This is a genomic window from Clostridium sp. MF28 (assembly GCF_002969175.1).
In the GTDB taxonomy this organism is placed as follows: domain Bacteria; phylum Bacillota; class Clostridia; order Clostridiales; family Clostridiaceae; genus Clostridium; species Clostridium beijerinckii.
The window spans coordinates 56,057-80,683 of record NZ_CP014331.1; the positions used below are offsets into that span (position 1 = coordinate 56,057).

17 protein-coding genes, 1 pseudogene and 1 riboswitch are annotated in these 24,627 nt (G+C 28.8%); of the genes and pseudogenes, 15 read left to right on the forward strand and 3 right to left on the reverse strand.

Features of this window, described 5'->3' with window-relative positions; all coding sequences use genetic code 11:
• The first annotated feature begins 44 nt into the window (after positions 1–44).
• From AXY43_RS28345 to pepT, 9 genes and pseudogenes are all read left to right on the forward strand, one after another.
• Positions 45–614, forward strand: coding sequence for a cell wall-binding protein (locus tag AXY43_RS28345; protein ID WP_023976524.1), 570 nt, complete (start codon positions 45–47; stop codon positions 612–614).
• A gap of 512 nt (positions 615–1,126) precedes the next feature.
• Entirely contained in the window at positions 1,127–2,290 is a 1,164-nt protein-coding gene (locus AXY43_RS00225; protein WP_017213095.1) for an iron-containing alcohol dehydrogenase, read from the forward strand.
• Between the two features lie 148 nt (positions 2,291–2,438).
• On the forward strand, positions 2,439–3,296 hold the full coding sequence (locus AXY43_RS00230; protein ID WP_105410748.1) for a S66 family peptidase: 858 nt from the start codon (positions 2,439–2,441) through the stop codon (positions 3,294–3,296).
• A 135-nt stretch (positions 3,297–3,431) separates the two neighbouring features.
• Positions 3,432–4,901, forward strand: a complete 1,470-nt coding sequence (locus tag AXY43_RS00235; protein WP_105410749.1) for an extracellular solute-binding protein — start codon at positions 3,432–3,434, stop codon at positions 4,899–4,901.
• A gap of 59 nt (positions 4,902–4,960) precedes the next feature.
• Positions 4,961–7,930 carry a bifunctional diguanylate cyclase/phosphodiesterase gene (locus tag AXY43_RS00240; RefSeq protein ID WP_023976521.1) on the forward strand — a complete coding sequence of 990 codons (2,970 nt, stop codon included), beginning with the start codon at positions 4,961–4,963 and terminating at the stop codon, positions 7,928–7,930.
• Positions 7,931–7,961: 31 nt separating this feature from the next.
• Positions 7,962–9,694, forward strand: a pseudogene (locus tag AXY43_RS00245) (flagellar assembly protein A).
• A 148-nt stretch (positions 9,695–9,842) separates the two neighbouring features.
• Positions 9,843–9,944: riboswitch (purine riboswitch) on the forward strand.
• 144 nt (positions 9,945–10,088) lie between these two features.
• Entirely contained in the window at positions 10,089–11,441 is a 1,353-nt protein-coding gene (locus AXY43_RS00250) for a nucleobase:cation symporter-2 family protein (protein ID WP_023976519.1), read from the forward strand.
• Position 11,442: 1 nt separating this feature from the next.
• Complete coding sequence (locus AXY43_RS00255) at positions 11,443–12,015, forward strand: xanthine phosphoribosyltransferase (RefSeq protein ID WP_023976518.1); 573 nt, start codon at positions 11,443–11,445, stop codon at positions 12,013–12,015.
• A 708-nt stretch (positions 12,016–12,723) separates the two neighbouring features.
• Complete coding sequence (gene pepT, locus AXY43_RS00260) at positions 12,724–13,944, forward strand: peptidase T (protein WP_012058642.1); 1,221 nt, start codon at positions 12,724–12,726, stop codon at positions 13,942–13,944.
• Between the two features lie 418 nt (positions 13,945–14,362).
• Here the strand turns inward: pepT and AXY43_RS00265 are convergent, their stop codons facing one another.
• The gene (locus AXY43_RS00265) at positions 14,363–14,620 is read right to left on the reverse strand and encodes a hypothetical protein (RefSeq protein WP_012058643.1); all 258 of its coding nucleotides are present in this window, start codon (positions 14,618–14,620) and stop codon (positions 14,363–14,365) included.
• A 246-nt stretch (positions 14,621–14,866) separates the two neighbouring features.
• Between AXY43_RS00265 and AXY43_RS00270 the strand changes: the two genes are divergently transcribed.
• The 3 genes from AXY43_RS00270 to AXY43_RS00280 all read left to right on the forward strand — a co-directional run bounded on the left by AXY43_RS00270 (position 14,867) and on the right by AXY43_RS00280 (position 18,991).
• A complete protein-coding gene (locus AXY43_RS00270; protein ID WP_039769745.1) occupies positions 14,867–16,624 on the forward strand; it encodes a helicase-related protein in 1,758 nt (585 codons plus the stop codon).
• Between the two features lie 253 nt (positions 16,625–16,877).
• Positions 16,878–17,573 (forward strand): ABC transporter ATP-binding protein, encoded by a 696-nt coding sequence (locus tag AXY43_RS00275; RefSeq protein WP_023974604.1) that lies wholly within the window; start codon positions 16,878–16,880, stop codon positions 17,571–17,573.
• 326 nt (positions 17,574–17,899) lie between these two features.
• The gene (locus AXY43_RS00280) at positions 17,900–18,991 is read left to right on the forward strand and encodes a ribose-phosphate pyrophosphokinase (protein WP_012058646.1); all 1,092 of its coding nucleotides are present in this window, start codon (positions 17,900–17,902) and stop codon (positions 18,989–18,991) included.
• A gap of 153 nt (positions 18,992–19,144) precedes the next feature.
• On the opposite strand, the gene AXY43_RS00285 is transcribed toward AXY43_RS00280, so the two are convergent.
• Positions 19,145–19,414 carry a hypothetical protein gene (locus tag AXY43_RS00285; protein WP_012058647.1) on the reverse strand — a complete coding sequence of 90 codons (270 nt, stop codon included), beginning with the start codon at positions 19,412–19,414 and terminating at the stop codon, positions 19,145–19,147.
• A 577-nt stretch (positions 19,415–19,991) separates the two neighbouring features.
• On the opposite strand from AXY43_RS00285, the gene AXY43_RS00290 reads away from it, so the two are divergent.
• Positions 19,992–20,987: an NlpC/P60 family protein gene (locus AXY43_RS00290; RefSeq protein WP_012058648.1), complete on the forward strand. Its 996-nt coding sequence runs from the start codon at positions 19,992–19,994 to the stop codon at positions 20,985–20,987.
• 75 nt (positions 20,988–21,062) lie between these two features.
• On the opposite strand, the gene AXY43_RS00295 is transcribed toward AXY43_RS00290, so the two are convergent.
• Entirely contained in the window at positions 21,063–22,940 is a 1,878-nt protein-coding gene (locus tag AXY43_RS00295; protein ID WP_023974605.1) for a sensor histidine kinase, read from the reverse strand.
• Positions 22,941–23,392: 452 nt separating this feature from the next.
• Between AXY43_RS00295 and AXY43_RS00300 the strand changes: the two genes are divergently transcribed.
• Entirely contained in the window at positions 23,393–24,295 is a 903-nt protein-coding gene (locus tag AXY43_RS00300) for a 3'-5' exoribonuclease YhaM family protein (protein ID WP_023974606.1), read from the forward strand.
• 26 nt (positions 24,296–24,321) lie between these two features.
• Positions 24,322–24,609 (forward strand): DUF503 domain-containing protein, encoded by a 288-nt coding sequence (locus tag AXY43_RS00305; RefSeq protein ID WP_023974607.1) that lies wholly within the window; start codon positions 24,322–24,324, stop codon positions 24,607–24,609.
• The last annotated feature ends 18 nt before the right edge of the window (positions 24,610–24,627 follow it).

Sequence of the window (24,627 nt, forward strand, 5' to 3'; positions counted from 1 at the left end):
ACATAAATATTAAATTACATTAAATATTCTAGGAGATGAGCAAAATGAAGAATAACAAATTAAGAATTTTATCTTTAGCCTTATTAGCATTCCTAGCTCAAGGATCTTGTACTTATGCAGCAAGTTCGGATAAGAGCGATTATACTAAAGATGAATTAAACAATTTAACTCCAGGATGGGATGCAAAAGACATAGACAAAAGTAACTATAAAGTTGATTCCTATAAAAACTCATTTTCAAGTACGCAGACCCCAGATGCAAAGGATAAGGATACTAGTGATACAACAAGTAAAGACAATACTTCAAGTGCAACAACTGCTGTAGACACAAGTGTAGGAAATGCTATCGTAAGCAGTTCACCGAGCACAGGAAACAGAGGAGATTTTTGGGGAAAGACTTCAGATGGAAAATGGATATTGATTGAACAAGGTGTTCCAGTAAGTGGTTGGAAAATGGTAAGAGGACAATGGTATTACATGGATTCTAATGGAGTAATGCAGACTGGATGGATAAACGATGGAAACAACTGGTATTATTTAAATTCAGATGGATCTATGGCATATAATACGTATGTAGGCGGTTATTATCTTGATTGGAACGGTGTTATGCAATAATCTATTAAAAAATAAATTGTTATAAGTAATTTCTAGGCAAAACTTATGTTTGGTTTAATCAATCAAGCTGTGAGTTTTGTCTTTTTTATTTTGAATAGAAAAGAGTTGAATCTTAATATTTAACAAGCAAGGTATAATAATTTATCTTAAATGGAAAAATGAAAGATGATAAAATTATTATTTATAAAATGATAAAAGATAATGACATTTAAAATTTTAAACATAATAAATATAGTTAAGTGCAAGAGTAAAGTCGTTAATAACGAATTTACTCTTGCAATCAAGAAGTTAGTTTTTCATTTTACCAAAATAATAAATATATATACTTGACATAAAGTTAACTCTAAGGTGTAAAATTTATAGGAAAGGTTCATATTCATGGATTTATTACCTGATATTCTTATATTATGATATGAAAAAATAATATAGATTGAGGTATGAGAAACAAAATTCATGGATTACTATTTTTAATAATTATAACTTAAATTATATATTATAAGGAGAGAGCGTTTATGGAAAATTTTAATTATTCAATACCTACTAAAGTTTATTTTGGAAAAGGGCAAATCAAAAATCTTGCTGCCATAATTAAAGAATATGGTAATAAAATACTTATAGCATATGGCGGAGGAAGTATTAAGAAAATTGGGTTATACGATGAAATGATTAAAATATTAAATGATAATTCAATATCATATGTTGAATTGTCAGGAATAGAGCCAAATCCAAGAATTGAAACAGTAAGAAAAGGAATTAAAATTTGTAAGGAAAATAATGTTGAAGTAGTTCTTGCTGTAGGAGGCGGAAGTACAATAGATTGTGCGAAAGTTATTGCGGCAGGAGTAAAATACGAAGGAGATCCATGGGATTTAGTAACTAGTCCACAAAAAATTAATGAAGTATTGCCTATAGTAACAATATTAACACTATCAGCGACTGGTTCTGAGATGGATCCACATGCTGTGATTTCTGATATGACAACTAATCAAAAATTGGGTACAGGTCATGAAAATATGAAACCAAAAGCTTCAATTTTAGATCCTGAGTATACTTATTCAGTTCCTAAAAATCAAACTGCAGCTGGAACTGCTGATATTATGAGTCATATATTTGAAACTTATTTTAATCATACAAAGGGTGTGGATATCCAAGATAGTACAGCCGAAGGATTACTTAGAGCTTGCATAAAATATGGTAAGATTGCAATAGAGAATCCAAAGGATTACGATGCAAGAGCAAATTTAATGTGGGCTTCAAGCTGGGCTATTAATGGCTTGATTTCATATGGAACAAATTCACCTTGGGTGGTACATCCAATGGAGCATGAATTGAGTGCTTTTTATGATATAACACATGGGGTTGGATTGGCTATATTAACACCTCATTGGATGAAATATTCTTTAGACGATACTACTGTTTTTAAGTTTGCTCAATATGGAATAAATGTTTGGGGAATAGATAAAAACTTAGATAAGTTTGAAATAGCAAATAAAGCAATAGAAAAGACATCTGAATTCTTTAAGGAATTGGGTATACCAAGTACTTTAAGGGAAGTTGGCATTGAAGAAGATAAGTTAGAATTAATGGCAAAAAAGGCTATGAATCCATATTTTAAGTATGCTTTTAAGCCATTAGATGAAAATGATATATTAAAGATTTTTAAAGCAGCACTTTAGCAAATACCACAGTGTACGCTTGTGTAAGAAAAGTCTAAATATATTAGATTAATAGCGTACAAATTTTATGAAAATTATATACTAAAATATTAACGGCAGTATACTTACTGCCGTTAATACTATATAAATTTAGAGGGAGATAATGTTTATGAAATTATTTAGTAAAGGTGATAAAGTAGGAATTGTTGCTTGTTCAAATGGCTTAGATAAAAGTAATATATTAAAGATGAACGAGCTAGGACAAGCGTTGAAAGAATTAGGACTTATACCTGTATTTAGTGATAATTTATATAAAAATTATTCTGTATTTAATGGGAGTAATAAAGAAAAAGCTGAAATATTAATGAATTTTTTTATAGATAATGATATTAAGGGGATTTTTGATGTATCCGGTGGAGACTTAGCTAATGGCATATTGGATCATTTGAATTTTGAAACGATAAGAAATAATATGAAACCATTTTTTGGGTATAGTGATTTGTCTGTACTTATTAATGCTATATATTCTCAAACAAATATGAAGACTTATTTATATCAAATAAGGAATTTAATTGGTGATAGAAGAGAAGTTCAAGTGGAAGAATTTAAAAATACATTTATGGATAATGGAAGTAAACTTTTAACATTTAATTATGAATGGGTGCAAGGATGTGCTATGGAAGGAATTGTGGTAGGAGGAAATCTTCGATGTTTATTAAAACTGGCAGGTACAAAATATATGCCAGATTTTAAAGATAAAATTATTTTCTTAGAAAGTTTAGGTGGTGACGTTCCAAAGATGTTCACGTATTTGACACAATATAAACAACTGGGAGTATTTGAACAAGTTAAAGGAATAATTCTTGGTGAATTCAGTGAAATGGAAAGAGAAAAACACGTTCCAAACATTTTGGAAATTACTAAAGAGATAGTAGAAAATTCTAATATTCCAATTATAAAAACTAGTGAAATTGGTCATAGCAAAAGTTCAAAATGCATAATAATTGGAGGAAAAATAAAACTATAGTTTATATGAAAAACCATGTGCGAGTAGAAGTGATTCTTTTATATACATGGTTTTTACATTATTTTATGGAATTTATATGAATTTTAACCTATAATTATATAGTACATAATGAAAATATTATAATGGGAGGGGAAAATGTTAAAAAACTTTAGGACATTATCTATAACAATAGTTATGTTATTAATAAATTCTATTGCTTTTACAGGATGTAAAATTGATACAAGAGATAATTATGGTCTGGATAAGGACAATCCTGTTGCAGTGGAAGTATGGCATTATTATAATGGAATACAAAAAATACAGTTTGATAAAATGGTAGAGGAATTTAATAAAAGCGTAGGTAAAGACAAAGGAATAATTGTTGAGGCATTTAATCAAGGAAGCGTAAGTGAACTTACGGATAAGGTCATTGATATCACAAAGAAAAAAGTTGGAGCAGAAAAAATGCCAGATGCTTTTATGGCATATCCAGATACAGCTTATGAGATAGAGACGTTAGGACTTTTATCAGACTTTGGCAAATATATGTCAGAGAATGAAATAAATAAATATATAGACAGTTACATAAATGAAGGAAAATTGGATACTGAAGATAAGCTAACTATATTTCCATTAGCTAAATCTACAGAAATTTTAATAGTAAACAAAACAGATTGGGAAACGTTTTCCGAAGAAACAAACGCAGATATAAGTGAGTTTAATACTTGGGAAGGGATCGCAAATTTAGCTAAAAAATACTATGATTGGACTGATAGAAAAACAGAAGCTAAAGATGACGGGAAAACGTTTTTCGGAAGAGATGCTATGGCAAATTACATGATAATTGGAAGTCAAGAATTGGGTGAGGAGATATTCAAGGTTACTAATGGCAAGCTAGAGGTTAATATTAATGAAAAGGTTATGAGAAAGCTATGGGATAATTTTTATGTGCCATATATAAATGGATATTACGGAGCATATGGCAGATTTCGTTCTGATGATGCAAAGGTAGGAAATATAATCGCATTAGTAGGATCTACGTCTGGAGCAGGGTATTTTCCAGATTCAGTTATAACAAATGATGATCAAAACTATAAAATTGAATCGATGATTTTACCGCTTCCTAAGTTTAAAGATTCAAAAGTTGCGTATATGCCACAGCAAGGTGCAGGTATGGTCATGATTAAATCTGACTCTAGACATGAATATGCAGTTACAGAATTTTTGAAGTGGTTTACAGAGTCTGATAGAAATGCTAAGTTTTCAATAGCAGCTGGATATTTACCTGTTAAGAAAGAAGCAAATCATAGTGAATTTATTGAGGGGAAAATTAATAATAACGATGTTTTGGATGTCCCCAAAAAGTCACAAGAAGCTGTTTTAGAAGCTATAGATCAGGAAAGAACATACAAGTTTTATGCAAGTAAAGCTTTTAATGGCGCAGATGAAGCAAGAGATATTTTAGAAAAATCTATGCTGGAAAAAGCAAAAATAGATAGAGAAAAAGTTAAATCTTTGTTGAAAAAAGGAATTTCTAGAGAAGAAGCTATAAAGAGTTTTAACACAGATGATAATTTTAATAATTGGCTTGAAGATTTAAGAAAAAGCATTAATGCAGTTACTTAATTTGATTTGTAATTCATAAAATTACAAAGGTTCAAAGTCACTGCGAGCGGGGTGAAATAATGTTCTTAATAAAAAATAAGAACTCTATAATTAGAAAGTTACTTATTCCAATGGTAATTGTTGTATTAGCACAAGTAGTGCTTTTTGTAAGTGTGGTTCTATTGAGTGGAATTGTTGGGATTCTTAAAAATAATTCATTTAATTTGTTAAACCAGAAAATTCAATCAAGAGGTAGTTACATTCAAAATGAGATGATTCAACATTGGAGTAATGTTAGTGAATCTGAAAGCTTGATTAATGCTAATATTTTGCACAAGCTTCATAGTAATGGGATTACGGTAAAGGATTTGGACAGCAACACACAATTCACTAAAGAGTTATTGGAAGATGTTTCGAGTGATTTGATATTTATGCTCAGAAAGAATTATGTAACTGGAGCATTTTTAATACTTGATAATAATTCTGAAGAAAAAGTAGGATTATATTTTAGAGATTTAGATCCTAATTCAAATCCAAGTGATAAATCAGATTTATTGATGGAAAGAGGTCCTGCTTCCATTGCACAAAATTTGGGGATTCCTTTAGATACATGGTGGAATAACAGGTTTATATTTAATCAGAATAAGAATTCATCTCCAGAAGAATTTTTTTCAAAGCCTATCAACGCAGCTGTAGATAATAAAGGATTATCTTATAAGGATTTAGGATATTGGAGTAAACCATTTTCATTAAGTGATAAAGATATACAAATTGTTACTTATTCAGTTCCGTTGTTAGATGAAAATGGCAAACCATACGGAGTTCTTGGAATTGCTATTTCATTAAATTATTTAAATTCATTACTTTCATATGATGAAATAGACTCTAATGGGAGAGGTGTTTATCTAGTAGGCGTTGACGATAACAAGAATATGAACTTTGAAAAGATTACAACAACAGGACCATTAGCAGGAAAAATACTTGGAGAAGAAAAAAATATTCAGTTTAATAAAAAAGAAATATATGATTCAATATATGAGATAAAAGAACCAGATTCAAAAAATATAGCTTATGCATCAACAAAATATATTAATTTATATAATACAAATACACCATTTGAAAAAGATACTTGGGCAATTATTGGAATAATAGAAAAGGATAATCTTCTATATTATTCAGAGAGATTTGAAAGGCTTCTATCGGTATCATTAATTATTTCGACTCTGGGGGGAATAATAGTAATTGTTATTGTAGGTGAAAGGGTTACGAAGCCAATAAGAAATTTAGCTCAGGATGTTAGAGAAAGTAATCCTAGTAAACCAATAGAACTTGGGAAAATAAGTATCTCAGAAATCGATGAGTTGTCATCAGCAATAATGACGTTAAGTTCTAACGTGGCAGACTCTGCTTCGAAAATGTCTCAAATTATAAAATTATTCAATATGCCCATAGGCGCTTTTGAATATAAAATAGGACATGAAGTAGTGCTATGTACAGACACATTTTTTGATGTAATAGGAATTGAAAAATCAAAGCGATTTGATTCATACGTAGATAAAAGATATTTTAGTAAAATTATAAAGAAGATAACAGAGGAGAAAGAAAGTTTTCAAGAAGAAACTTATAGGATTAAAGGAGCGAATAAAGAAACTAAGTGGATTAAGTTAAAAATTTTAGAGGAAGAGTCTAGAACTCTAGGAGTAGTAAGTGATATTACACAAGAAATTTTAGAAAAGCAAAAAATAGAGTATGAAAGAGATTATGATATACTTACTAATATGTTAAATAGAAGAGCATTTCATAATACAGTAAAAGAAATATTAGAAAGCGAGGATCTTAAAGTAGGAGCATTTATAATGTGGGATTTAGATAACTTGAAATATGTAAATGATACTTATGGACATGATTATGGCGATGAATACATAAGAAAAGCATCCGAAATATTAAAGGAATTTGAGAAATATGGAGGAGTTGTTGGAAGAAGATCAGGGGATGAGTTCTATACATTTTTATACGGATATGAAGATAAGTACGAAATTAGAAAAATTGTAAAAAGTATTCATTCTGGTATCGAGAATTCAGTACTTAAGTTACCTAATAATAGAGAATTGAAAGTTAGAATATCAACAGGGATAGCATGGTATCCACATGATGCTATAACTTTTAAGGATTTAGCTAAATATTCAGATTTCGCAATGTATAAAATTAAGAAAACAGTAAAAGGAAATATAAGTGAGTTTAACAAAGAAGAATATACTGAGGATTCTTTCTTGTTCAGCAGTCAAGAAGATTTAAATAAATTACTTGATGAAAAACTTATTAAGTATGCATTTCAGCCAATAATAGATGCAAGAACAGGAAAAATATTTGCGTATGAAGCTCTTATGCGTTCACAGTTAGAGTCCCTTAAAAATCCGCTTCATATAATAAAGCTTGCAACTGCTGATTCACGATTATATGAAATAGAGAAAATTACATTTTTTAAAGCTCTTGAGAGCTTTGTAAGGAATAAAGAGGAATTCAAGGATGCTAAACTTTTTATAAATTCTTTGCCAAACTATGTCTTATCATATGAGGATAGGAAGAGGTTTGAAGAATTGTATGGAGAACATCTTGATAGATTAGTAATAGAACTACTTGAAAATGAACGCTCTAATGGAGATAACATTTCTATAAAAAGAAAAGTAATTGAAAAGTGGAATGCCAAACTTGCTATTGATGATTTTGGCTCAGGATATAATAATGAAGCAGTATTGTTAGCAATTACACCAGATTATGTTAAAATAGATATGGAAATTGTAAGAGGAATTGATAAAGATTTAAATAGGCAGCAGATTTCAAAAAACCTCATATCTTATGCTAAACAAAGAAAAATTAAAGTTGTAGCTGAAGGGGTTGAAACAAGAGAAGAATTAACGAAACTTATAGAATTTGGAGTTGACTATCTCCAAGGATATTATTTTAGCAAACCAGAATTTACTCCACCTGAGATAAGTAAAGACTCAGTTATGGATATTCTGGAAATCAATAAAGAATTTAACACAAAATAAAACCAAGTCATATTTTGGGGGATAGATACGAATGGAAAAAGAAGTAGGCGCTAAAGTTGTTAATGGGAAAATAATAATAGCTGATGGGATAAATGGGGAAATTATAACTATAAAAGCTAAAGAAAATGTAAATCTATTTATTAATGATGTAGAATGTGAAAAGTTTAAACCATATGAAGTAAGTTCAAAAGATAAGATTACTTATAATTGTGAGACAACTCCTGCAAAGAGAGAAGTAAATATAACTATATCTGAAGATAAAATGAAAGCTTATATGACAGTGGAGTATACACCTAAGACTGAATATAAAATAAAGGACAGGGAATTTTACATAAATTTAGCTGTATCTACTGAAGTTCTGTTGAAAGAAGAACCTGAATACTTTACTGTTCAAGAGTTATATAAAAAACTAAAAGAAAAAGGAATAGTTTTTGGAATAAAGGAAGAATCTTTAGAATTGATCTTAAAAGGGTGCTCGAGTGAAGTTTTGGTCGCAGAAGGATTGGAGCCAGTTAAGGATACACCGAGTGAGGTAAAGTTGTTTTTTACACCAACTCAAATGGTTTTTCCAGAACCAGATTCTAATGAGAAAGTAGACTTTAAAAATTTATTTAGAATTTCCAATGTTAATGCTGGAGATAAAATCGCAGAAATAATCCCTGAGATTCCGGGAAAGAATGGAATGAATATTTTGGGTAAAGTTATAGAGCGTGAATATATTCGAAGCTTACCAATTGATGCATCAAAAGGATGTAAGATTGAAAATAATCATATTATATCTCTTATTGATGGAAAAGCACATATTGCTAATAGAAGTGTAAGCGTAAATCCTATTTACACCGTAGAATCAGTAAATATGAAAACTTGCAACATTAAATTTTATGGAGATGTAGAAGTTTATGATAGCGTACAGGATAATATGTTTGTTAGCGCTGGAGGTTCATTAGATGTAAGTCAAAATGTTAATATGGCTAATGTTGTTACAGGTGGAGAAATAACAATCTTAGGAAACACAATTAATTCAAAGATATTATCAGGACAAGTAGATATAAGAAAAAAAGAATATTCAGATGTACTTACTGAATTTAAAAATATTTTAGTTAGTATGATAGAGTATATTAACGGATTGAATCTACAAAATTTTGAAAGAAAAGATTTTGTAAAGACACTGACTGAGAAGAATTTTGGGAATTTTCAAAAAGTAGCATTAAATATAATTTCTTTAAATATAAAAAATAAAACAAAACGCAGCAAACTTGTAGATTTTATAAAAGGAAAGATATTAGGACTTAATATCTTGGAAATAAAGTCAATTTATGATCTAAAAACTTTACTTAACATATTGGATAATGAAATAGATTATTATGATAAGAATATAATAGTCCCCCTAGATATTCGGATTGGTTATTGTCAAGAATGCGAGATAAAATCTACAGGAAATATTATCATAGGTGGTAAAGGTGAATATACTTCAAAGTTAACTGCAATGAAGGATATAATTTTTACAAGATCTGATTCGGTGGCCAGAGGGGAGTCTTATCTGCCGGTCAAAATATAAGTTTAGGAGTAGTAGGGAGCAGAGCATATATACCTACAACGTTAATGGTACCACAGTATGGGAGAATAACTGCTGCTAAAGCATATACAAACACAGTATTTTGCTTTGGTAGGACAAAGGTTACATTGGATGAAGATCTGAAAAATATTAATGTATATTTTAATAGTGAGAAAAGGGCAATTGAATTTGGTAAAACGGCACTGTAAAACTACCTACTCTAAAAATATAAAAAATATAGGGTATGATGGTTCGAAAGAATATGTTTGTTTTAAAAGAATTTTTGGAGAAAATTAAAGAATTATAAAAATAATAAGTAAGTATTTGTCTAAAAAATATATATGTGATATAATAAGTCAACAGTTCATACAAAAGACTCGTATATTTCCGATATTATGGTTGGAAAGTCTCTACCTGCTATCCGTAAATTAGCAGACTACGAGGTAGTGTTTTAGTGCTAAGTATTATTATATTCGCATATAAATACAACACCTCAGCTTTAAGATGGGGTGTTGTATTTTTTTGAAAACTTTTCTGAATATATGTATAAAGAATTTGCGTGTCTATGTATGATTAAATTTTACATAGGGAGATTGAAAGAAAATGGAATTAAGTAACAAAGAGATTTTAATCGAAGATTTGGACTGTAAAAATGAAGAAATTAGCGAGCTTCTTTATGGAGTTGAAGACAAGCCTAATTTATCTACACAAATTTTGCTAGGATTTCAGCACATATTTGCTGCGTTTGGAGGAATTATAGTAGTTCCATTAGTTATTTCTAGTGCATTAGGTTTTGATATAGTTACATCAACAGCACTTATGAGTGCAACTATATTGTCAGCTGGGATAGCAACTTTTATTCAATCGAAAGGTATTGGTCCTGTTGGTGCAAGAGTTGCATGTATAATGGGAACAGATTTTACATTTGTAGCACCATCAATTGCAATTGGGAGTATTTACGGACTTCCAGGAATATTAGGTGGGACAATACTTGGGTCATTAGTCGGAATAGGTTTAAGCTTTGTAATACGACCTATGATGAAATTATTTCCACCACTTGTTACAGGAACAGTGATAACATTGATAGGACTAACTCTATTACCTGTATCGATGGATTGGGCTGCTGGTGGTAGTGGTTCGCCTAATTATGGAAACTTAACTAATATTTCAATTGCTATGATTGTAATGATTATAACTTTATTGTTAAACAGATATGGAAAGGGATTAGTAAGCAGTGCCTCAATATTAATTGGAATGGCAATTGGATACATTGTTTGTATTCCTCTTGGAATGGTTGATTTTTCATCAGTAAGTTCAGCAAGTTTTATATCATTTCCAAAGATATTTGAGCATGGAGTTAACTTTGATCCTAAATTAGTACTTCCATTTATTCCTGCTTATTTTGTTACAACAATTGGAACAGTAGGATGTTTAAAAGCTATCGGAGAAGTTTCAAAGGTTGAAATGGACGATAAGAGAATTGGAGCAGGAGTATTATCTGATGGACTTGGAAGCATGCTTGCAGGTATTCTTGGAACTTTCCCTAATACATGTTTCAGTCAAAATGTAGGTTTAATTCCGTTAACAAAAGTAGCAAGTAAATATGTGGCTATGATGGCTGGGATAATACTCGTAATACTAGGGTTTTTACCAAAATTTGCAGCACTAATAAATATAATGCCTCAACCAGTTTTGGGTGGAGTAGGTATTGTAATGTTTGGTACAGTTGCGGCATCGGGTATTAAGACTTTAAGCAGAGTAGAATTAAATAACCGTAATTTATTAATAATAGCAACAGCAATTGGACTTGGTGTTGGAATTACATTCCGTCCTGATTTTATAAGTCAATTACCAGAAGGTCTTAAAATGATTTTCTCATCAGGTATTTCGACTGGAACTATTGCAGCGCTAATATTAAATTTATTATTAAAACAAGAAAAGAGTGGAGTAGAATAGAATGGAAAGCTTACATAAAAGAATTTTAGAAGAAGGACAAGCATTGTCAGAAAATGTACTGAAAGTTGATTCATTTTTAAATCATCAAGTGGATCCGGAATTAATGTACGAAATGGGTACATACTTTAAAAATTACTTTGAGAATCATAAAATAACAAAGGTGTTTACAATTGAAAGTTCTGGTATAGCACCTGCTGTGATGACTGCAATGCAAATGAATTTGCCTATGGTTACTCTAAAAAAGCAAAACTCAAAAATACTGAATGGTGATGTTTATCAAACAACTGTACATTCATTTACTAAAAGTTTAGATTATGAGTTGACATTATCTAAAAAATATATAAATGATGAAGATAATATATTAGTTATAGATGATTTTTTAGCAAATGGCGAAGCGGCACTTGGGGCTGCACGTTTGATAGAAGAAGCTGGAGCAAAAGTTGCAGGAATAGGAATAGTAATAGAAAAGTCATTCCAAAAAGGAGCTCAAATGCTTAAGGACAAAGGATATGATGTATACTCTTTGGCAAGAATAGCGAAACTATCAAAAGGTATAATAGAATTTGCTAAATAAAGTATTTTTATTACAAAGTAAAAATTAAATTATATTTATTATAGATACCCAACTTTAAAACTAGATTTATGTGATAACTTACCGAAATCATAAATATTTTGATTCCGAAAAGCTATGAAAATATCGCTGAAGATTCTAAGCAGCAGGTGTATCCACTTTAGCATGCTCCAACTTTCAGTTTGACAAGCTAAAATGGAACAACCTACAGCTAAGAACCTTTAACAGCTCATTTTCAAATGTTTTCTCCGCAAATATATTTATAATTTCTAGTGAAGATATAAACTTAAAGTTTTAGCAATTTTGTAAATATGTTAATCAATAAGTCGAATTTTTAAATTGTTTATCTATAGCATTTTAAAGAGTGTCTAATAAAGATCTTATAAATTAGAGTTGTTCAATTTTGCATAATACAAGCAAAGTTGAACAACTTTTAATATTTTACAGAGCATTTAAATTATCTAATAGTCATTAAAAAGTTATATAAAAATTATTTTTTATATAACTTTTTTTCAATGGAATTCATTTTTTTGTGTTTAATATACACAAGATATAAAATAAAATACTTTATCGGGATAAAGGGAGTATAGTACTTTCTTAAATCAATTATTGATTTATGTCATTCTAAAAAGTAAAATAGATATATAATTAATTCCCAATATATGAAATTCTTTATTGGAAAGCTATATAAAATAAAAAGGAGACAAAGATATGAAAGCTTATGAACGTTTATTAAAATACGTTAAGGTATATACTACCTCAGATGAATCTTCAGAAACACATCCAACAACTAAAAGACAATTTGATTTAGCTAATATATTAGTTGAAGAAATGAAGGAAATTGGACTTCAAGATTGTAAAGTTGATGAACATTGTTATGTATATGGAGTTATTCCTGCAACAAAAGGATATGAAAATAAAGCAAGTATAGGGCTTATAGCTCATATGGATACAGCACCAGCGGCTAATGGAAAAAATGTAAAACCACAAATCATAGAAAATTATGATGGCGGCGATATTATTTTAAAAGGAAATAATAGCATTTTGTCACCTAAAAAGTTTCCACATTTAAAAAACTTAAAAGGTAAGACTATAATTACTACAGATGGAACATCATTGCTTGGAGCTGATGATAAAGCAGGTATTGCAGAAATACTTACTGCATGTGAAACTATAATAAATGAAAATATTCCTCATGGGAAAATATGTGTCGGATTTACTCCAGATGAAGAAGTTGGACTTGGAGCGCATTTATTTGATGTAAAAAATTTCGGGGCAGATTTTGCATACACAATTGATGGAGGCGAGGAAGGTGAAATTTCATATGAGAATTTCAATGCTGCAGCAGCAGAAGTGAATATTCATGGGGTATCAGTTCATCCAGGGTCTGCAAAGAATACAATGATTAATGCAACAAATGTAGCTATTGAATTTAATTCTATGCTGCCATCATGCGAAAGACCTGAGCATACAGAAGGATATGAAGGTTTTTATTATTTAGATAGTTTTAATGGAAATACTGAACATGCATCACTAAAGTATATTTTGAGAGATCATAATAAGGAAAAGTTTGAAAATAGAAAATCAACAATGCAATTAATAGAAAAATTATTGAATGAAAAATATGGTGAAGGAACAGTTAGGGTTACATTAAAAGATCAATATAAAAATATGGTTGAACTTATAAAACCTTGTATGCATTTAATAGATAACGCTACAGATGCTATGAAAGATTTAGGTGTTGCTCCAATAATAGAACCTATTAGAGGAGGTACTGATGGTGCTACTTTAAGTTATATGGGACTTCCATGTCCTAACCTTGGAACAGGAGGCCATGCTTTCCACGGTGAATTTGAACATATTGCAGTTGAGAGTATGGACATTTGCACTGAAATTATAATAGAAATTCTAAAGAGATATGCAAATCAATAAATGAGAATATTTAATCTGAAATAAATTTTTTGGATTAAATTACAAGTGAAAATATGAGATTATAAAAAATGAATTATTAAATTAAATATTATACCTCAGGTTTTTAATTACATTAAGAGCCTGAGGTATTATTATATTATTTTATAAAATGCAGAAAATATATAAGTTCTTACTAATGAATACTTTTTTAATGGAAGATGTATTTAAATGAAACTTTTTAAAAAGTCGAGAATTTAAGAATTTAAGAATAAAGGAATATAAGAATTTAAATTTTTAACAATAAAAAAACTTAGAAAGTTAATAATTTATAGGGAACATAAGGGTTTGTAGAGTATATAGAAATCACCATAAATAATAGATTTAAGTTATTATGCTTAGAATAGTATAAAAATTACTAATATAGCTTGTTCGAGCTATTCTATTTATTTCTATTAGATAGGTAGTTCTTGTGAATAGCATTAAAGAAAAAGTCGGTAATTTCTTCATTAATTTTATCATTAGAATTATTATGGACTTGATTATTTTTCTTTTTTAAACAAGGAGTATGTTCATTAGATTTTTGCTTTTTAGCTGAATCGAATTTTATTATTTTTGAATTGCTCATTATAATATCATCTCCGTTTTTTATTATAGAATGTCTTTCGCCATTTATATATTTTACATACATTAATTCCATGAACGCACCGCCTTATACTTATTAATTAAAATAAAAGTATTAAATAAATTTACTGATAACTAAGTATATGAGTCTAGCTTATGAAATATTACATAATAATATTAAAGTGATTTTTATCACCGATATGAGTTATGGTATAATTTTCATGTAATCTTATAAAGGAATAAATATATTTAATCATAGTTATATTATTAATAAGAAATATTTTTGCAGTTAAATATTATATTAGTATATGGAGTGGGATAAATGAAAAATAATGCAGCACAAAGAGAATTTAAAAAGTATAAGGGTCAGATAAATCAAATAGAAGAAATAGTTGAGCATTCAAAGCCAGGAGCATTATTAGAGCATGAGAGTTCAATAAGAAAGAAACTTAGACATCTTAAGGAATTAGAAAATCAGAGTTTAAGAGATTTTAATGAGGTTTATGAGAGATATGAAGAGCTATTAGAAACTGTTTCAAAGAAAATGCTTGATTACTATAATAAAAATAATAATACAAGTTTTGATTTTTATGAAGTAGTGCGTGGAAATTATAATAGTTTTTTAAATCAAGGACTAATGACAATATTAACTAAACAACATATTCCCAAATTAGTTGCAAAAGAATTTGAAGAAAATTTCCCAAGTAATCCTAAAGATGAGTATCGTCAAGCAAGAAGCATGAAAAGAAAGTTCTACATACATTTAGGCGATACAAATACAGGTAAAACTTATAATTCTTTAGAACGTCTTAAAAGTGCAAAAAAAGGTGTTTATTTATCACCACTTAGAATTCTAGCTTTAGAAAATTTTGAAAAGTTAAATAGAGAAGGAGTAATTTGTGATCTTTTAACTGGTGAAGAGGAAATAATAAATGTAGGATCTACTCACACATCATGTACAATAGAGAAAGTTAATTTAAAAGAACATTATGATATAGCTGTAATTGATGAGATTCAGATGATAAGTGATCCTTTTCGTGGAATGGCATGGAGTAAAGCTCTACTAGGGCTTCAATGTGATGAAATACATATATGTGGAGCTGCTAATGCTAAATATATATTAGAAACAATTATAAGTGATTGTAAAGATGAATATGAAATAAGAGAATATATAAGAGCTATACCATTAGAAGTTGAATATAAGAATTTTAGTTATAATGATGTTCAGGAAGGTGATGCTGTTGTAGTCTTTTCTAAAAAAAGAGTATTAGAAATAGCAGAGGAATATTCAAGTAGAAACATCAAGGCAAGTATAATTTATGGTGATTTACCACCTGAAGTTAGGAAAATGCAATACGAACAGTTCATTAATAAAGAAACAAAGATTCTTGTGACTACTGACGCAATAGGAATGGGAGTCAATCTTCCTATTCGAAGAATTATATTTATGAGTATAAGGAAATTTGATGGAGAAGAAGTAAGAGAGTTAACTTCGCAGGAAATAAAGCAAGTAGGAGGGCGTGCTGGTAGGATTGGTATTTATGACGTTGGGTATATTGCCAGTGTTGGCGGCAATGCAGATATAATTAAATCTAAATTAGAAACAGAAGACGAGGTTATAAAACAAGCTGTTATAGGGCCATCAGAAGCAATACTTAAGATTAGAAGTCTGCCTTTAAATGAAAAATTAGCCCTTTGGAGTACAAGAACAGAAAAATTAGATTATTATACTAAGATGGATGTAAGTGAATATATTTTGATCTTGGATAGGCTAAGGAAATACAAGCTTAATGAAGAAATTCAATGGGATTTACTGAAAGTTCCATTTGATGTGTCTAGAGATGAACTTATGAATGCATTTTTAAATTATGTAGATGAACTATTTGTGAATAAACAGAAAGAATTATTTAAACCCCAAAACTTTAATGGTGGTTTGGATGATTTAGAGATTTATTATCAGAAGATAAACATGTATTACTCATTTTCTAAAATATTTAATTTAAAACTAGACGTTCAATGGGTTTATGATGAGAGATTAAAAGTAAGTGAAGAAATAAATGATATATTATTAAGACTTTAATAATATCAATAATTAATGATGTAATAGGTAATAATAAATTGAGTATTAAGCTTACTTAAATTTGTTATTACCTATTATTTCGTAAAAACACATTTCAAAATAAACATTATAAAATTAGCAACCTAAGAAAGATTTAAAATTAGTAACAAAATATGATAAGGGACAATAATATGAGATTGAAAACATAGAGTAATAATGTTAATAGATAAATTTGTCCTATTTCAATTTTTCATGAAATATTGGAGGTAGCTGATTGAGTAATAATATTATCGAAATGAATAAAATTACTAAAAGTTTTTTTATAGGGAAAGAAAATCAATTAGATATACTTAAGGATATTGATATTAATGTACAAAAAGGTGAATTTATAGCCATTGTTGGCTCATCTGGATCTGGAAAGAGTACATTAATGAATATTATAGGAGTACTTGATAGACAAACATCAGGTCAGTATGTTCTTGATGAAATAGATGTTAGTAAAGTAAGCGATAATAAATTAGCAGAGATCAGGAATAAGAAAATTGGATTTGTATTTCAGACTTCTAATTTAATAGCTAGAACAAATTCTATCCAAAATGTAGAGCTGCCAATGCTATACTATGGAATGGATAGAAGAACAAGAATTAATAGAGCAAAAGAACTATTGGAGTTAGTTGGAATGGGAGATAGGTTAACTCACCTGCCTAGTGAGCTGTCAGGAGGGCAGAAGCAAAGAGTTGCTATTGCTCGTGCATTAGCAAATGATCCAGATATTATACTTGCTGATGAACCAACAGGAGCGCTTGATTCAGAAACAGGAAGAATAGTCATGAATTTATTTCATAAAATACATGAAAAGCAAGGAAAGACTATAGTGCTAATTACGCATGATAATAATTTAGCAAGTGAAACCCAAAGGATATTAACTATAAAAGATGGAAAAATTATTGGGGAAAAGCATCTTTGTTAAAAAATATAAACTCAAATTATTTATTGATATTCCATATTAAATAATTCCGTATTATTGTAATAGTATAGCACATTTATGAAATGTTGTTTACAAATACCAATAACATCGCTAAAGTAATATACGAATTTGAAAATTTATCTCAATGATTATATTAAAATGGAATTTTATAAGGAATTGAAAAGGTTAACTTTAAAATTATCATAAAATTTTCTTGAAAATTGTAATAATATATTTATATATATCCAATTTTGAGGTATACTTTAATTGTTTGAGTTTTTTTATAATAATAAGCCGATTTACAAAATAATTTAAAAAGGGGAACGCAAATGAGTGAATTAAATCATGAACTTGGAATTATAGCATTAGAAAGTTGTTCAGAATTAGGAAATGCTATAGACAAGTATATCCAAAAAAACAGAAATTGTACTGAGTCATTCTTAGTGCCACTTGATGAAATACGATTTTCTAATGGAGAAGGAAAAGTAAAAATTTCTGAATCTATCAGAGGAAAGGATATTTATATTTTATGTGATGTTGGAAACTATAGCTGTACATATAAGATGTTTGGGATTGAAAATCACAAGGGTCCTGATGAACATTTTCAAGATATAAAGAGAACTGTTGCAGCAATTAGAGGTAAGGCAGCAAGAATAACTGTAATTATGCCTCTTTTATACGAATCAAGACAACATAGACGTAAAGGTAGAGAATCTTTGGATTGTGCTTTAGCACTTCAAGAACTTGAAAGATTAGGTGTTGATGAAATTATCACTTTTGATGTACATGACCCTAATATTCAAAATGCTATTCCTTTACTATCTTTTGAAAATGTATATCCAACATATGATATTGTAAAGGGAATCTTATCAAATGAGAAATCATTAGAATTAGATAAAGAAAAGCTACTTGTAATAAGTCCTGATACCGGAGCGATGGATAGGGCTATATATTACTCAAGTGCTTTAGGAGTAGATGTTGGCTTATTCTACAAGAGAAGAGATCATTCTACAATTGTTAATGGAAAAAATCCTATTGTTCAACATGAATATATGGGAAGAGCTGTTGAAGACAAAGATGTATTAATAGTTGATGATATGATAGCATCAGGAGAGTCTGTTCTTGATATAGCTAAGGAATTAAAGAAAAGAAATGTTAAGAATATATATGTTGCAGCAACTTTTGCTTTCTTTACAGAAGGCGTTGAAAAGTTTAATAAGGCTCATGAGGAAGGTTTATTAGCAAGAATATATTCTACTAATTTAACATATATACCAGAAGAGTTAAAAGACTCAGCTTGGTTTAAGAGCGTTGATATGTCAGAGCTTTGTGCTAGAATTATCAATAGATTAAATTATGGAAGATCAATTGCTAAATACATGGATGCGACAAGAATAATACATAGCTTATTAAATAAGTAATTACTTTATATCTATATTTATAAGAAAAAAGCTACTTAGGTTTTTAAATGAAATAACAATTTCATTTAAGTAATTAAGTAGCTCTTTTTAATAGTTATAGTAGTGAAAGTAAATTTATATAATAAAGCAGTGTACATACTACAATAATGTTAATTATAAAAATGTTCTTCTTGATGCTATTAATCTAAGCTCAGTAGCATCTGTTATATCATAATTATATTCACTACCTTTAGAATGTGCTGAATTTTTATTGTAAATATATTCTGAATTACTGAAAAGTGAATTTAAAACAGACTTACATAGTTTAAATGCATAATTTAGAATTTTAGATATACCTTTTGAAACTTTATTAAGGGAAATATTTTTGTTAGTTGTATAGGTTACCAATTTAAAATTAGATTTATTAATAGCTTTACCGTTCATAATAATCCCTCCAGTTTAAAAAATAATTTGTATTTTTTAATGATATTTAATTTTTTATTACTTCTATACTAATAATATAAATCATTTATATAAAAACTGCATCCTCATATAAATTCCCATTTGGTAAAATTGTAGGCAATTTTCTGAAGATATTTATGAAAATAAATTTAATATTATCTTTATAGTAATAAAGGTTTGGTAAATGTTAATAATTAATAAATTTAATACAAATTTCTTCTGAAATGGATTAAAAATTTAATATATTTTAGTAACAATACAGTAATAAAAGTTATGATTAGTTAATATATATAATGTGAAAGAGAATTAAGTAAAATAACTTTTTATAAAACTATATAATATCAAGTGAAACTTGATTCAGGTGGGGAATACCCGGCTAAATCGTAGTTTAACTTATCTAGGTCTACCCACAGTTTCCACCCGCTTAAAAAGTGAGTGACAAATGTGACTAGACATCAGATAAATTATGTTGTTATTGTTAGTTAAGAATATTCATATATTAAGATTTTGTTTTTAGAATGTCGAGATTCATATTTAGTAGATGCCAGGGGAGGATAAGATGAAAATTAGGTGTAAATTTGCGTTAATAGTAGCTTTACTATTTTTTATGACAATGATGAGTAATGAATTGCCAGCTTTTGCAGAACCTGAACTATCACTCGAACAAGCTATACAAAACATTCAAGAATGTGATAGCAAAATTGATAATAATATAGACAAGCTAAATAAGATTAAAGAAGAAGTTTCTCAAAAGGAAAAGCAAATAAAGGATAATGAAGAACAATTAAAGATAGCTAAGGAAGATGTAGAAGAGAAAGATAAGAAATTAGCCGATAGATTAAAAGGTATACAGTTAAATGGAGGTGTTGAATCAACAACGCTTCAATACTTAGATGCTTTAATTTCTTCGGGAAATGTTTTAGAAGCAATGAATAAGGCATCATTAATATATAAAATATGTGAAAATGATAAAAATATGATTTTACAAGCAAAAGAGTCCGAAAAAAGGATCATAGAAGTAAATGAAGAGATAGAAAAAGGAAAAGCTGATTTGCAAAAAAATGAAAACGATATTAGAAATCAAGTTGTAGAATTAGAGGATCAAAAAGATAAACTATTAAAATATATTAAAGATAATAATATATTATTGAGCAGGAATACAGGCATAACTGTTCCGGTTACATTATCATCTGATATTACTGGTCAGAAAAGGTCTCTAATAGAAGAAGCTGAAAAATATTTGAAAGTTCCTTATTTATGGGGAGGAGAGTCACCATCAGGCTTTGATTGCTCGGGTTTGATTCAATATGTATTTAAGTCGCAAGGGATATATATACCTAGAATATCACAGGACCAGCAGCGTTTTGCGAAAACAATTAGCATATCTGAAATTAAACCAGGAGATTTGGTATTTAATAAACCATCAGAATCTACACACGTAGGGATGTATATAGGGGATGATATGTATATTCAAGCGCCTCGAACTGGAGATGTTGTTAAAATAAGCAGACTAAGTAGGTCCAATATGAAATATGTTGGAAGAGTATTAGATTAGAGTCATATTAAAAATTACAGCACATAAGGTACTTAAAATATTAATAGCGGCCTTATGTACTGATATTAAAAATATTTAATCATATATATCAGAAAACTCTATTTTTATTCTTTGAATATTACTTTCTTTTGCTAAATCCTCATCTGAAGTAACATTTTCGCTTTCTGGCAAAACTTTAACGGGAAGCTCTATTATAAACTCACTGCCTTTGCCATATTCACTATTGATTTTAATTGTACCATTGTGAAGTTCAACAAGGGATTTTACGAGAGAAAGTCCTATGCCACTTCCTTCTCTTTTTCGCGAAAGTGATTTATCTACTTGAACAAATCTCTTGAAAATGGATAATTGTTTATCTTTAGGGATTCCAACACCAGTATCTCTTACAGAGACTATAATGCTTGAATCTTTATCTAGTATATTTACAAATATGCTTCCTCCAGAAGAAGTAAATTTTATGGCATTTGAAAGAAGATTAAGCATTATTCTTTCGATTTTATCCGCATCGCAAGCCATTAGCTTTTCTTCAATGTTTGTATCAAAAATAATGTCTAAACCTTTGTTTTTAGCATAATCAGTTACAGATAAAGTTATATCTTCTATAGTGGATATGATATTTTCATTTTTTAAGCTGAGTTTAAAGTATTCAGCATCAATTTTAGTAATATCTATTAAATTATTTACTAGCCTTAATAACCTATAGCAGTTTTGTTTCATAATATTATAGTATTTGCTTATTTTGTCTTTACTATCTGTATTAGTTTTGTTTGCTCCAATTAAATTTAGAAGTTGCAGTGTGCTAAGCATTACGTTTAGTGGGGTTCTAAATTCATGAGATAAATTTGCAAAAAATTCTGTTTTAAGTTTATCATATTCTGCAGCTTTATCTAATAACCGACTTTGCTCTTGTATTTTTAATCTAAGATTTTCAGATTTTTTATGTTCCGAAATATCTCGGATAACACTTAATATACATGGGTTACCTTCATATTCAATAGCTCCAGAGTATATATTTACTGGAATAATATTTCCATCGAATTGAATCATTTTTTCTTCGATTATAGGTACTGATATATTATGCTTAAGCACTTTTTCAAATCTATTAAGTATAATATCGCGATAATCCTTATGAACAATGCCAATTTCAAATAAGTCTCTACCTAGAATACTTTTAAAATTGTTAATGTTTAGTAGTTTTTCCACGCCTTTATTCACAAAAAGTATTTTATAATTTGTGTCTAAAATAAAAACTCCCTCATAAATACTGTCTAATATGTATAAGAGTTGCCCCTTTTTCTTTTCAATTAACTTATAAGTGTCTTTTAGTTTTTTATATTTCTCTTCTCTGAGAATTTTTATATTACTAATTTTTTTCTTATTTTTTAATTCGAGCTTCCAATCAAGCATAATCTTTTCAATAAACATATGAAAAAAATCTAAACCGACAAAAAAAGAATCGTAAGGTAAATTTAAGTTGTTAGCTAGTATTTGAATTTCTTTTGTGCTGTCCTCATAAATTCCTGTATCTAATAGGAGAAGCTTATTGGGTTTTTTATCTAAAATAAATGAGGTATTATCTTTATCCATGTTTTTAAGCCAGCCTGATGTTATAACATATGAATTTGTATCTAAAAGATTATTAACTACATCTTTATTAATAAATAAGTTAAGACAGTGTTCCATTTTATATAGTGTGCATTTTTCTTTGTTATTAATAAAATCTTCTAAGTTAGAGCTGCAACAATTATTTTCAATAATAACAAAAATTTTATTACACATTTTTTCACATAAATTAATAGCCTCTATTAAACAGTGATTTTTTGTGTTTGTTGCTTTTGAACATGTGGATGTAAATGGTATAATCATAACATTTTTTATATTATAAGTCTTTACTGCAAATTCAATCTCTTCAATAAAATTTTCACAAATTACTATACCCAAATTAGTTTTCATGTTATCCTCCCATTTTAGCTAAGAGATTAATTTACCTCATAGCTGATTTTTACTAATAGATCATATATTATTCAATAGCGATTTTGTAAGTAAAAGTGACTATTCCATATGTTTAAATAATTAGCTATGTATATAGGCTTGGCTAAGTATATATAAATTTATAATTTATCAGAAATTTGTTTTAACATAAAAAGTTGATTAAACAAATGCATTAATATTATACCCCTTTTTTTTCTAAAATTCTATAAAATTACCCATTTTTACAGTTTATTTGATATTATAAAATGTAGATAGTATCTTGTATTAAGAGCAAGGTGAATTTAAAATGAAGAGATAAAACAATGAAAGATGATACAAATATAATTTTTAATATTATAAAGTTACTGTTTTGCATATACTATGTTTAACTTAGAAGCAATATATAAAATAAGCTGATAAAATTGGAGGAAACAATGAATACAAAAGAGAATTTTTTAAGCAATGTGAAAAGCGGTGAAAGCGTAAAAATATCACTAATGGTCATGAAAATATTATTTAGAGATCCTGCAAAAATAGTCTGCATATTGGCTGATAAAAGTGGAGAAACGAAGGCAAATTTACCCAACAAGAAAGATGATATTACAGATGGAATAGTTTTAGAAGTTGAGGGAATTAAAGATGGAATTCTAGATGCGAAAAAATATGAAATTATTACAAGCTATAGCATTTCAGATTATCTTCCAACAGTAAATAGGCCTGTTGATGATATTATGCAGGAAATAGAGTTTTATACAAGTAAGTATATAATTTCAAAAGAGGCTAAAGCCTTGAACGATTATTTCTTTAAAGATGAAGAGTTTCTAGACAAATTTAAAAGAGGTATAGGCGGAGTATCGATGCATCATAATTACATAGGAGGACTTGCGGAACATACATTAAATGTTATGCATTTAACTTTAATGCTTTGCGAAAGATATGGTTGCAGAAGAACAGAAATTGCCATACTTGCTGCAAAACTGCATGACATAGGGAAGATTTATGAGTTATCTTATGATGGACCGTTTAAATATACTCTTAGAGGTGAAATGGAAGGGCATATCGTTATTGGTGTTGAAATGATAGATAAGGCAATCATGAAAAATCCTTCATATTATAGTGAAGATTTTATCATGAGAATAAAAGGCTGTGTAGTTCAACATCATGGAAAACTTGAATATGGTTCACCTAGAGAAATGAGAATGGAAGAATCTTTTATAATAAATTATGCAGATTCAATAGATGCAACAATGAATAAAATTTCTCAAATAAAAGATAGAACAGAGCCAGGAAACTGGTCAGAATATGACAGAAGAATTGAAACTAAATTATATTTATAGTTTAAGAAAAGGGACGCGATTATTATATGAATATTTTATTTATGAAAGTCACATTAAGAGCATCGTGGGTTCACTCATTAAAAGAGAAAAGAATGATTGTAAAAAGCGTAACACAAAAATTAAAAAATAAGTTTAACATATCTGTATCTGAGGCTTATGAACAAGATGTTCATAAAACAATAGTTATAGGTATTGCAGGAATATGTTCTAATTCAGCTCAATCTGATTCTACTATGGAGAACCTTATAACCTTTATAGAAAATAATACAGATGCAGAAATAATAGATATACAAAGAGAAGATATTAGAGTGTAAAGATAGAGATACATAAAT